This window comes from Ruminococcus sp. RTP21484sp1_RTP21277st1_D2_RTP21277_210401, from assembly GCF_040924225.1.
Classification (GTDB): Bacteria; Bacillota; Clostridia; order Lachnospirales; family Lachnospiraceae; genus Blautia_A; species Blautia_A faecis.
Genome location: NZ_JBCOMJ010000007.1, coordinates 30564 through 41799, shown reverse-complemented (window position 1 = coordinate 41799; position 11236 = coordinate 30564). Strand labels below are relative to the sequence as shown.

Annotated in this window: 8 protein-coding genes and 1 pseudogene; 2 read left to right on the top strand and 7 right to left on the bottom strand. The window is 45.8% G+C overall.

The features are described from left to right. Positions 1–122 precede the first annotated feature (122 nt). Together AB5706_RS06725 and fliB are read right to left on the bottom strand one after the other, a co-directional pair. A complete protein-coding gene (locus tag AB5706_RS06725; RefSeq protein WP_118581935.1) occupies positions 123–758 on the bottom strand; it encodes a GNAT family N-acetyltransferase in 636 nt (211 codons plus the stop codon). Positions 759–801: 43 nt separating this feature from the next. Beyond that, positions 802–1968, bottom strand: a complete 1167-nt coding sequence (gene fliB, locus AB5706_RS06720; RefSeq protein ID WP_256144135.1) for a flagellin lysine-N-methylase — start codon at positions 1966–1968, stop codon at positions 802–804. Positions 1969–2375: 407 nt separating this feature from the next. Here fliB and AB5706_RS06715 point away from each other — a divergent pair, with 407 nt between their 5' ends. Next, positions 2376–4802: an HD domain-containing phosphohydrolase gene (locus tag AB5706_RS06715; protein WP_173772804.1), complete on the top strand. Its 2427-nt coding sequence runs from the start codon at positions 2376–2378 to the stop codon at positions 4800–4802. An 89-nt stretch (positions 4803–4891) separates the two neighbouring features. On the opposite strand, the gene glgD is transcribed toward AB5706_RS06715, so the two are convergent. From glgD to AB5706_RS06695, 4 genes and pseudogenes are all read right to left on the bottom strand, one after another. Continuing rightward, positions 4892–6007, bottom strand: a complete 1116-nt coding sequence (glgD, locus tag AB5706_RS06710; RefSeq protein WP_173716097.1) for a glucose-1-phosphate adenylyltransferase subunit GlgD — start codon at positions 6005–6007, stop codon at positions 4892–4894. A gap of 1 nt (position 6008) precedes the next feature. Further along, positions 6009–7151, bottom strand: a complete 1143-nt coding sequence (locus AB5706_RS06705; protein ID WP_173716098.1) for a glucose-1-phosphate adenylyltransferase — start codon at positions 7149–7151, stop codon at positions 6009–6011. Between the two features lie 155 nt (positions 7152–7306). Next, positions 7307–7537 carry a hypothetical protein gene (locus AB5706_RS06700; protein ID WP_179962529.1) on the bottom strand — a complete coding sequence of 77 codons (231 nt, stop codon included), beginning with the start codon at positions 7535–7537 and terminating at the stop codon, positions 7307–7309. A gap of 16 nt (positions 7538–7553) precedes the next feature. After that, positions 7554–7613: pseudogene (locus AB5706_RS06695) on the bottom strand (DUF6783 domain-containing protein); the annotation flags it as partial. A gap of 296 nt (positions 7614–7909) precedes the next feature. Between AB5706_RS06695 and AB5706_RS06690 the strand changes: the two are divergent. Beyond that, positions 7910–9940, top strand: coding sequence for a diguanylate cyclase domain-containing protein (locus AB5706_RS06690; protein ID WP_173716099.1), 2031 nt, complete (start codon positions 7910–7912; stop codon positions 9938–9940). 86 nt (positions 9941–10026) lie between these two features. On the opposite strand, the gene AB5706_RS06685 is transcribed toward AB5706_RS06690, so the two are convergent. Further along, positions 10027–11166 carry a glycosyltransferase family 2 protein gene (locus tag AB5706_RS06685; protein ID WP_173773505.1) on the bottom strand — a complete coding sequence of 380 codons (1140 nt, stop codon included), beginning with the start codon at positions 11164–11166 and terminating at the stop codon, positions 10027–10029. Positions 11167–11236 lie beyond the last annotated feature (70 nt).

Below are 11236 nucleotides of genomic sequence, written 5' to 3'. Positions count from 1 at the left end.
TATGAAAGACAGTAAAAAGCCCGGGAGTATTTGCTCCCGGGTGTTTTAATAAGCTGTTATTTAAGGGGGAAACAGTCTGCATACAGCATTGAAGTATTTTTCAATTTGTTAAGCATTTGAAATCAGCAGTAAATCTCTGGAGGAATCTGTGCAAAGGGAATCACATCGGGCTGTCTGTCAGGGTGATCGGCGATGATCTTCTCCATCCAGACCATATTGTACCAACGCCCGAACTTGTAAGCGCATTTGTGAAATTCTCCTACCATGGAATACCCCAGATGCTGATGAAACTGAATGCTGTTATGGTTTAGATATTCGTCATCCACTACAGGACTGGCGATGCAGGCATTCAGGTTGGTCATATTCTGGGCGGCAAGCGCTTTTTCCAGAGAAGCGTAAAGCGCCTTGCCGATTCCGGATTTTCTTTCGGATTCTCTTACATAGATGGAAGTTTCCACAGACCAGGCATAGGCTGCCCGGGCGTGGAGCGGTCCTGCGTAGGCGTAGCCTGCAATTTCAGTACATGCACTGCAGTTCCCTTCATCCTTGATGCCTGGTGCGGAGCTGTTTATTTCCCGTTCGGCTACAAGATAAGGATAATGCTGTAGTGTGTGTGCAATCCGCTTCCGGAATTCTTCTGCAGAGGGAACTTCATATTCGAAGGTAATTGCAGTGTGCTTTACATAAGGTGCATAAATGGAAAGAAGCGCCTCTGCATCCTCTGGGGATGCCGGGCGGATGATAACTGGTAATGACATGGCAAGATTCCTCCTTTGTAGTTGCAAACGAAAATTTTAGCTGCTAACAGATTTTCAGCATGTTTTCCAGAGCAAACAGTTTATCAGCAGCAAGTAAATCTTCAAACGCATTCAGGTTCAGATCCGAATGCTCCAGCTCTCTGGAGAAACGGTAACAAATATCTATCTGGTCTTCCAGACAGAACACCCGTCCGTTTTTTAGGTAAGCTCCCATATCCAGCTCATGGATCAGCAGGGTGCAGACCACAGCCATTTTTACCTTGGCGAAAACTTCGCCGTCGTAAACAGCACCGCAGAAATATGTGTAAATCCAATACACAAGCAGCTGCTCTTCCTGAATATTCCAGTCCGGGTAAGCCTTTTCAAAGTCGGCACGGTTCTGAGAGTAAACGGAGGTGGGGGAAACGCCGGAAGCTTCTGCGCTGCCATAAAGCGCCTGCAAATTTTTTTTCAGAAATTCCTGCCAGCCCGGTCTGAGAACCTCCATTCTGGGAACAACCGCCTTCCACATGGTCTTCAGAAGTTCATCTGGCGCAGCCTTTTTATTCATATGCTTCTGCACCTTGGAGGTAAAGGCTTCGCCATATCCGGAGGCTTTATGGCGCTCCCGGATCTCTTCCCATTTGAAAAGCTGGTTCCGGTCTACGCAGCGCTGGAAATCACTGGCTGCAGCCAGTATCTTCCACATACGAAGCCGCATGGGAATCTGCCGGTTCTGCAGCACCTCAAGAAAGTATTCCCTGGTATCTTCAAGGGCTGTGAAAAGCATATAGTCAAAATCATCATAAGTTTCTTCCGGGGAGGGAACCTCCGCTGTCTGGAAGGTTACCTTTTCCCTTCTGCCAAGCAGAATCCTGGCTGCCTCCGGACAGGAAAGAGACAGGGAATATTCCCGCAGACCTTCAAATTCTTCGATGTGCCGGGGATATTTCCGACAGGTGTCGCAAAGCATTCGTTTTCCAACCTCGCTGTAGATGTCGCAAAGGCTGTCCTCATTTAAAAATGCACACCGCTTATCATACTGACGGAAAACCTTCTCCTTCCAGTCAATATCATTATGAAGGCGATTCCGGAAAGTACCCTTCACACGCTTATATTTTTTCAGGCTTTTGTCATCAATGACGATCTGCCAGCCGGCACAGCAGGTGTCGGGACAGGCACCTGCAATACAGGAAAACTCTTTATAATAATCAGGTCTTGTAATCTCCATAAAAAACCTCCTAGTAACAGTGATCAGTATATTTCAAATACAACTATTGTAACGGTATTTCAAAGCTGTGTAAATCCTCTGGACAAAAAAAGTTATAGATGGTTGACATTCATGCGGTGGACTGTTAAACTCATATAGGTAAAGTTAGGATCGGAAAGAACTTAGGCAGCTATTGACCAGTCCGCGAACGATAGCTTTCTGATACCTGCACTGCGATAATTAAATCTTGACAGTTCTGTTGAAATTTCCAAAACAAATTTTAAGAATTTCAGACCGAAGAAAAATTCACATGAAACGACAGAAATATCAGGACATGATAGCACCCATATTATAAAAGCTGTCAGCTTAACAGTAAAACGGAAACTGGCGTGGGGGGGGGTACCTGCACCAGCGAGGGAAATTATAAAATGAGTGAAGTTATAACTAAACAAAAGATTCTTATAGCGGATGATTCAGAAATGAACCGCGAACTTTTAGCTGCAATTCTGGAAGAGGAATATGATATCATACAGGCGAACGACGGTGTGCAGGCAGTTGACTGCCTTCAGAGGCATGCCGAGGAGATTTCCCTGCTTCTTTTGGATATTGTTATGCCCCACATGGATGGTTTCGAGGTTCTTTCTTATATGAATAAAGAACACTGGATTGATTCTATTCCAGTTGTGATTATTTCGTCAGAAAATTCACCTATTTACATAAAACGTGGGTATGATCTGGGCGCTACTGATTTTATCGAAAAGCCCTTTGATGCAAATATGGTATTACGCCGTTCGGCCAATGCCATACTTCTGGGAGCTAAGCAGCGCCGAATGACCAGTATTGTTTCTAATCAGATTTACGAGAGAGAAAAAAGCAGCAAGCTGATGATCAATATCCTCTCTCATATAGTGGAGTTCCGCAATGGGGAGAGCGGACTTCATGTGCTGCACATTCAGACAATTACAGAAATGCTGCTTCGCCAGCTGGTTCAGAAGGAAAATAACAGATATGCCCTGAGCAAGGAGCAGATCCGGATGATTACCACAGCCTCTGCGCTTCATGACATTGGCAAGATCAGTATTCCGGATGAAATCCTGAATAAGCCAGGCAGACTTACAGCCGAAGAATTTGCAGTAATAAAGGGACATTCCATGGCAGGAGCCAATATGCTGTCAGAACTGCCACTTGACCAGAAGGAGGAGCCTCTTGTCAAGACTGCATACGAGATCTGCCGCTGGCATCATGAGCGCTACGATGGGGGCGGATACCCGGATGGATTAAAAGGGGAAGAAATCCCTGTTTCAGCACAGGTTGTGGCGTTAGCTGACGTATATGACGCATTGACCAGTGAGAGATGCTATAAAGATGCTTATTCCCATGAAAAGGCCATCGAGATGATACTGGCAGGACAGTGTGGTGCATTTAATCCGTTGATGTTGGAGTGCCTTCTGGATATTTCTTCTTCCCTAAAGAAAAAAATGGGCTATAAATCTAAGGAAAGGTATGAACAGACAGATCTTTCTGATATTGCCAGCAGATTTCACGATTTTGAGATGGATTCCTCAGAGAAAATTGTGCAGCAGCTGGAATTTGAGAGAATGCGCTATAATTTTCTGGCAGAGGGCAGCAGAAATATTGTTTTTACTTATACCATTTCACCGCCGCTACTCACTTTTAACCAGGCTGGCTGTAAACGAAGCGGGATTACAGAACCTTCATTTTCCCCGTTGCAGAGCGGTGTGCTGAAAGACCTTGTGGAGGAGCAATCCCTGAAACGGCTTATCCGGAAGATTACCCAGGCCACCCGGGAAACGCCGGACGTGACAAGCAATCTTTTTCTCACAGATGGAAAAAATCCCTGCCACTACCGGTGCAAATGCAGGGTAATCTGGACTGATGGTGCTGAAAAAGGCTATACAGGCGTTGTTGGAAAGCTGACAGATATTACGGATGACTATATGGTTATGGAAAACGTCCGGGAGGAAGGTTTGAAAGTCCTGGAAAAAGACCGCAGCGCAGAATTTTCCAGTTTTTATGACCGATTTAAGAAATGCGGCTTCTCTACAGATGGAACGGAAGCATGGCTTTTGCTTCAGTACCTGCAGATCTCCTATGATCTGGTTCGATATGTAGATCCTATAACGAATAAGGTTATTCATATAGAAAAAGACGGAAAAATGTGGGAGAGTGAAACTGCCTGCTCAGACATATGGAATTGTCTGGAAAAATGCAGCAACTGTATTTCCAGACTCAGCATGCAGACCAAGAAGCGCATGACAAAGCTTGAGGTTGCAGGGGATGATCCATATCAGGTGGTATCCATGTATGTAGAGATTGACGGGAAACCCTGCTGTCTGGAGATGGCTTCCAGGATAGATGGTGATTTTATGCCTGATGGGTATTCCAAAGATGAGATCTTGTCATCTGTAAGGATTCATAAGGAGAAGGTTTATATAGACCCGGTAACCGGAGTTTATAATAAACGCTATTATGTGGAGAAGCTGAGCAAGATGGACAATGCAGCAGCTCTTATGTTTGCAGATATTAAGAACTTTAAAAGAATTAACGAGAATTTCGGACATCAGGCTGGAGATGATGTGCTTCGCCAGGTGGCTGGTGTGCTTCGGGATGCTGCGGCTGGCAAAGGCGATGTGCTCAGATATTCCGGCGATGATTTTGTGACAGTATTTTTTAAGGCTACGGAAGAGGAGCTTTCCGAAATCCAGAAGGAAATGTGCGGAAGAGTAGAGGCTCTGAGATTCCCGGAGCTGCCTGGAGTGCAGCTGAAGCTTGTTACTGCCGGTACCAGTATACCGGGCAGGGTAGAGGAAATGCTGGAGCAGGTAAGAATATAAAAAGAAAGTCCCGGCGGGCAAAACCGCTCGGGACTTTTGTTATTTCCTAAGTGCGTTTGATTTTCCAAACAGGTTCAGGAATGCAATATTTACAGAATATCTCTTCTCTTAATGTATCCAGGAAGTGCCGGATCTGAGACAACCTCCTTCACATGAAGGATTTTGACCATCTTGTCTACTACCTGATTCTCTACATGTACGCCCTCACCGATTTCAGCACCGGAAAGAATCACACTGTTTTTGATCACGGCATCCTTGTGAATAATGCAGCCACGACCGAGAATGGAATTCTCAATGGTTCCCTCCACCTGACAGCCGTTGGAAACGACAGAGTTGCGAATCTGGGCGGTTTTATAATAGTGAGTCGGACAGGAATCATTGGTACGGGTATAAATTGGCCATTCCGGATCGAAAAGTGTCTGTGCAGCCTTGATATCGATCAGATCCATATTGGCATTGTAATAGCTCTGGAAATCTGTGATGGAAGCGAAGAAGCCGCGGTGGGAAACTCCTCTTACATCCAGCTCATCATGCAGCTCATTGATAATGTCTGCAAGAGTAAAGGCTGAAGAAATTGCCTTTGCCTTGCGGATCAGCTCGATAAACAGATCCTTCTTCATAATGTAGGTGTCCATGAAAATATTGCGGTTTTTGGCATTTCCGTGGTTTGGCTCAATGGAGAGCACACCCTTTTGCTTATTCAGATTCAGGATATTACAGTTCAGATAAGCATCCTTCGCATTGTCTACTGCGTGATAAAGCAGGGTAATGTCAGCCTCAGACTGGATATGCTGTTCGATCAGCTTGGAAAAATCAGCAGTATAAACCATGTAATCTGGTGTGATTACCACATACGGATGATGCATTTCTTCGATGCATTCCATATTTTCGTAATAGGAAGCAATATCGGTGTTATAGATATTGTTTCTCTGGTCGCTGTCAGTGAAAAGAATCTGCAGCCGTCCGCTCTTTGAGTTAATGTTATAATGACGTCCGGTGCTGATATGGGAAACCAGAGTCCGTGGTTTCTCTTTCACGTAGATCTGGATGCGGTCAATGCCGCTGTTGCTCAGGTTGGAAATCGGGAAGTCGACCATACGGTATCTGCCCAGGAATGAGAAAGCTCCGATTGGACGGTAGTCCTCAAGTCCCTCTACACGGATGTTTCTGGATGATGAGTTTACAATTCCAAATGCTTTATACATATTATTCGGCCCCCTTTACTCGTTTCGCGATCAGCTCGATGTGCTCACTGTCAGCACTTCCTACAAGAGCACCCTTGCCGATGTTTACGCCATTGGCAACAAGGGCACGTATTACGGCAGCACCATCTTCCACAATAGCACCTGGCATAAGTACGCTGTCAATTACCTTTGCACCTGGTCTCACCTTAGCTCCGGTAAAGATTACGGAATTGGTAACCTCGCCTTCAATTACACAGCCCTGGGTTATGTAAGCATTCTGGATCCTGGCCTCTGTGCCAATATACTGCGGAAGTGCGGTTACATCTTCGGTGTAAATTTTCCAGGTAAGGTCGCTTAAATCCAGCTCATTATCCGGGCTGAGAAGATCCATATTTGCCTCCCAGAGAGAATCTATGGTTCCAACATCCTTCCAGTAGCCCTTGAAGCGGTAAGCGAAAAGACGTTTCTCATCGCCAAGAAGAGTAGGGATGATGTCCTTGCCAAAGTCATGGTTGGAATCCGGGTTCTTCATATCTGCAAGAAGCAGCTTACGAAGAAGCTTCCAGTTAAAAATATAGATACCCATAGAGGCAAGATTGCTCTCAGGTACCGGCGGCTTCTCAACAAACTCGGTGATACGGTCTGTCTCGCCGTCAGTGTTCATAATACCGAAACGGCTGGCTTCCTTAAGGGGAACCTCGATAACGGCGATAGTAGCATCTGCCTGTCTCTCTTTATGGAAGGCAAGCATCTTGTCATAATTCATTTTATAAATGTGGTCACCGGAAAGTACCAGAAGGTATTCCGGATCATACTGATCTATAAAATCAATGTTCTGGGAAATCGCGTCGGCTGTTCCGCGATATACGTCGAGTCCGGTGTCTGCTTTCTCACGAGGCGGAAGTACATATACACCGCTGTCCTTGGAATCCAGTCCCCAGCGTCCGCCAGCTGCAACATAACTGTTCAGCTCAACTGACTCATATTGTGTCAGTACGCCTACTACATCGATGCCACTGTTGGCACAGTTACTGAGGGGGAAATCAATGATACGGTATTTACCGCCGTAGGAAACTGCCGGTTTAGCCACTTTGTTGGTAAGATCGTGAAGACGGCTGCCACGGCCGCCTGCCAGAATCATTGCTAACATACTGTTCTGTTTCATGGTGAACCCTCACTTTCATTTCTTTAAGGTTACTATTCATAGCAATGAGTCTGTGAATAGTAATACTTTAAGGTATATTATACAATATTTTCGTTAAAAGTACAATTTTTTTGTGCAAAAATATTGTAAAATCCAGATGAAATTTAACTAAATATTCACTGGTAATTCTGTAGACTTTTCACAGCCTCGATGTCTTCCGGCTGTACCTTCAGGTTGGAAGTGAAAGTTCTGCCGTCCGGTGTGGTGATCTGAACCTCGATCACGGTTCCTTCGGAAATGCCGGCCCGCTGCACGGCGGAAACAAATTGTGGAAATTTCGGGTGACGCCTTGTAAAAGCGCTCCACAGGTTCTTAAGTTCAAGTAATTTCATGGGGTTAATAGCCATTTTTTTATCCTTCCTATCAGGCGCCAGAGTGTGTTTGGAAAATTGTTCCTGCAAGCTGCATGCCGCACTTTGCAGAAAGTCTTCTTTAATACGCTCCGGGACGATTGAAACGGTTCCCTCTATAACCGATAAAGTCCAATTCTTTACTGCTTTAATTTGCAGATGTGCGCTTGATGCCTAAAGTATACCAGAAAAAAATCTGCACTGCAATGAAGAGCTCAAATATTCACATATTTAGCGAAAATTCACAAAAGCGGCTTTACATGCTATAGGAAACATTGTTATAATAGACGAAAAGAACGTAGGAACAGATAAAGTGCGATATGAAGGAAAAAGAAAAAATATCAAATTTTTGCAGCAAGAGGTGTGAAGATGGAAGAAAAAAAGAGGTATAATCTTGGAGTCCTCATCGGAGGAGTGCATACCTATTTTCCAAAAGAGCATATCAAGGGGATTTCTGAGGCAGCGGCAGAGCTGGACGTAAATGTCTGTTTTTTTCTGGGAACCCGGACTAAGGACTTTTTCGAAGATGTCCTGGGCAGCAAACAGAAAAATTCCTATGACTATCAATTTAATACCATACATGACTACAGCCTGATCGGCGGACTGGATGGTCTGATTATTAATTATGGAACACTGGGAATCCAGCTGCGTGAGGATGATCCCAATGAATTTGCCCGGAAATATAACGGGATCACCACGGTTTTTCTTACGGAAATCGTGGATGTGCCCAATTGTCACTCCTTGATCTGTGACAACAAAGGCGGTATCGCGATGGTCATTTCCCATCTGGTGGAAGAGCATCATCTGTCCAGGATCCTGTTCGTGGCAGGACCGGAGCATAACACAGATGCCATTGAGCGTAAGGAAGCTTATCTGGAAACCATGAAGAAATACGGGCTTCCTGTCACTCCCGGAATGATTGCCCAGGGGGACTATTCCGAGTTTGTGGACAAACAGGTGGAACGTCTTCTGGATAGCAACCCGGATGCCCAGGCCATTGTGTTTGCCAATGATGAGATGGCTTTTGCCGGCTATCGTGTCTGCGAGAAGCGTGGGCTTGTGGTTGGCAAGGATATTATGATTACCGGATTTGATGACTGTGAGCGTGCATCCGGGATGGAACCGCCTCTTACCACAGTTCAGCAGGACGGAGAGCTTATGGGTAAAATGGCAGTCTACGATCTGGTGAACCGCTTGGATGGAAAAGATCCCGGAAAAGAAGCAGTATCCAGACGCGTGCCAGTTTCTTTTGTAAAAAGAGAATCCTGCGGCTGCGTGTCAGAGGATGCTTCGAGGAAAGAGACACCAGTGGGGCTTGGTGCCCAGGTGCACAGGCTGAATAAGACAATTGCAGGAATGAAGCTGGAGTTGATCAGTTTTCAGAGGAAATCCTGGTTTATTCCGGTTCTTGCCCGGGATTTAAACGACTGCATGGATGACGAGCAGGCTTTTCTGAAGGAAATTATGGAGAAAATGCGGGAGCTTCATACAAGATGCACGCATCTTTTTCTCCTGGATGAACCGATTGTTTACGATGGCAAACGGAAGTGGACCTGCCCTTATAACCTTCATCTTGCTGCCAGCTATGAGAATGGCAGGATCGTTACCAAGGCGGCTTACGAGAGACCTCTGGTCATGAAGGAAAACGGAATCTGTGATCTGATGGAGGATGAAGAGCGCCACCAGTTTATGGTCTTTCTTCTCTTTTCCGGGGAGAAGCAGTATGGACTTCTGGCCTGCGACATTGACCAGGAGGATTTTCCTTTCTTCTATGTGATCAGTCTGCAGATCGGTCTGTCCTTGCATTATCTGGAGATCAGCAAGGCAGAGGCGGCCAGACGGCTGGAGATGTCCAGGGATATGGAAGAGATTAAGGAGAAAAACCGCGTTCTTGGCATTATTTCCGAGTATGATGAGCTGACCGGACTTTTGAATCTGCGTGGGTTTATGGAGCACACCAAGCGGGTTTGCCAGGCTGGGAATGGCCAGAGAGCGTATATGATCTACGGTGATCTGGATCACTTAAAAGAGATTAACGACACCTGGGGGCATCCGGCAGGGAATTTTGCACTTAGGAGTGTTGCTGAAATATTAAAGGGATGTCTGCGCAGCAATGATATTCTGGGCCGTGTGGGCGGTGATGAATATATTATCATGCTGGAGTGCGAGGAAGCCGATTTCGGGGAGAAGTTCCGGGAGCGTGTGAAGATGGCATGTAAGCTGTTTAATGAAAAATCCGGCAAGCCGTTCCTGGTGGAGATTTCCCTTGGAATTGCCGAGTTTTGCCCCAATAGTTCAACAGATATCCAGCAGGTGATTTCCTTTGCAGACCAGCAGCTTTATGAGGCAAAGAAGCACAGGAAGAAGTCGGTGAGCAGGATGAATAACGAAGGTGCGTGAGGCAAAGGGGCTGGAGCGGTATCTCCAGCCCCTTTGCCCAATCAAAGAGAAACCACCAGTTGAACTAACTGGTGGTTTCTGACGAATCAATGCTTAAAATGAGAGAGCAGTTTTTTTAATACACCTGACCGTTTAGAGGTACTATCTGTGGCGGGGGCTTCCTGTATACGGTGGCGGAAGTCAGCCGGGGTGGTGCACTGGGGCATGATTAGTCTGGCTTGTTTTTTGAATTGGGTAATATTGTTATAATTTTTTGTAAGGCTCTCAAATTCTGGAAGAAAAGTGAGATAATCGTAGTACCACTTGAAAGAAGGCGGGAATGCTTCAAGAGGCGAAATATCAAGCTTCTGCGCAAACGCCTGGGTCTGCGCAGTAATCTCTTCTGAAATTTCCGGAATTTTCTTGTATTTGCGATACCAGATAAAAATGTCAATCAGCTCACGCTCCATTACGATGGCCAGCTCGCGGCCCTGAATATTGTATTTGGTACATTGGTTCATGATCAATTGCCAGGAATCAAATTCACAATGGAAGTTTCTGGCACGGTTTCCTACAAGGGATGCGCTGTTATTCACACGGTAACGGACAATCTGCTCGTGAGTGAGCCAGATCCTGTTGGCAGTGAATACGGCTTCGCTGTAGAAGGAGCGGTCGTTGACACAGATCAGATTGTTAAAGCGAAGCCCCTTTTCCAAAATGAATTTTCGTTTGTAAATGGCATTCCATGGAACTACACTGATGTGGCTGAAAATTTCGGGAGCCTGGTGGAAATTCAGAACCTTATCGAAGCACTCAGCGGGCACATCAGACAGTGCAAAAAGCGGGGTATCGGAAAGCTCGCCGGTCTCATTGTCAAAGCAGACGGCGCAGCCCTTTACCATGTCGGCACCCGCCTGTTCAGCAATGGACAGGTATTTCTGGTAGGCACCTTTTTCTACAAGGTCATCTGCATCAAGAAAGTGAAGGTAATCACCATGGGCTTCTTCGATTCCCTTATTTCGACAGGCTCCTGCAAACCGGGTCTTTTCGTTGAGGAAAAGGCGGATGCGGGAGTCTTTTTGCTGGTAATCTTTTATGAGGGCAACAGAAGCGTCGGTGGATGCGTCATCCACACAGATCACCTCCAGCTCCTCTGGATTTCCCAGATCCTGCTGCAATACACTGTCCAAAGTGGCTGTGATGTATTTCTCAGCATTGTGAACCGGGATGATAGTGGTTAATTTCATAGGTAAATCCTTTCGTAAGGAATGGGTTATAAAAAAGCATTCCCACAAATTGTGACGTACATCTTGCAGA

What these genes read in the sequence shown, in the direction of transcription:
- AB5706_RS06725 (WP_118581935.1), bottom strand. Translation starts at nt 758, where the DNA reads ATGTCATTACCAGTTATCATCCGCCCGGCATCCCCAGAGGATGCAGAG.
- fliB (WP_256144135.1), bottom strand. Translation starts at nt 1,968, where the DNA reads ATGGAGATTACAAGACCTGATTATTATAAAGAGTTTTCCTGTATTGCA.
- AB5706_RS06715 (WP_173772804.1), top strand. Translation starts at nt 2,376, where the DNA reads ATGAGTGAAGTTATAACTAAACAAAAGATTCTTATAGCGGATGATTCA.
- glgD (WP_173716097.1), bottom strand. Translation starts at nt 6,007, where the DNA reads ATGTATAAAGCATTTGGAATTGTAAACTCATCATCCAGAAACATCCGT.
- AB5706_RS06705 (WP_173716098.1), bottom strand. Translation starts at nt 7,151, where the DNA reads ATGAAACAGAACAGTATGTTAGCAATGATTCTGGCAGGCGGCCGTGGC.
- AB5706_RS06700 (WP_179962529.1), bottom strand. Translation starts at nt 7,537, where the DNA reads ATGGCTATTAACCCCATGAAATTACTTGAACTTAAGAACCTGTGGAGC.
- AB5706_RS06690 (WP_173716099.1), top strand. Translation starts at nt 7,910, where the DNA reads ATGGAAGAAAAAAAGAGGTATAATCTTGGAGTCCTCATCGGAGGAGTG.
- AB5706_RS06685 (WP_173773505.1), bottom strand. Translation starts at nt 11,166, where the DNA reads ATGAAATTAACCACTATCATCCCGGTTCACAATGCTGAGAAATACATC.